Genomic DNA, 359 nt, shown 5'->3' with positions numbered 1-359 from the left:
ACGCCTTATGGGAYAGAKACGTCATGGGAGCGCCACGACCGCGCACGCTGTGCGAGCAGCAATACAGCGATCGCAGCGCTGAGCGAGGAGTTCGGGATCAACCCGAAAACAGTTGTAAAATGGCGCAAGCGCCAGACTGTCGAAGATCAAAAAACTGGCCCTAAAGAGCCTCGCTCAACGAGCCTGATAGAAACCGAAGAAGCCATGGCAGTCGCTTTTCGCCGACATACTTTACTGCCGCTGGATGACTGCCTTTATGCCCTGTAGGCCAGCATTCCTCATCTGACACGTTCGGCGAAGGCTCAAGACGCTGAGTGGCCTCACACCTTACRAATACGTCTGCAAAATATGGACTTCAG

1 pseudogene is annotated in these 359 nt (G+C 54.2%); it reads left to right on the top strand.

The features are described 5' to 3' along the window. Positions 1–7: 7 nt before the first annotated feature. A pseudogene (locus KP705_RS19565) lies at positions 8–264 on the top strand (IS481 family transposase); the annotation flags it as partial. Between the last annotated feature and the right edge of the window lie 95 nt (positions 265–359).

This window comes from Gluconobacter sp. P1D12_c (assembly GCF_018812105.1).
In the GTDB taxonomy this organism is placed as follows: domain Bacteria; phylum Pseudomonadota; class Alphaproteobacteria; order Acetobacterales; family Acetobacteraceae; genus Gluconobacter; species Gluconobacter oxydans_A.
This window is presented reverse-complemented; position numbering and strand designations above follow the sequence as displayed.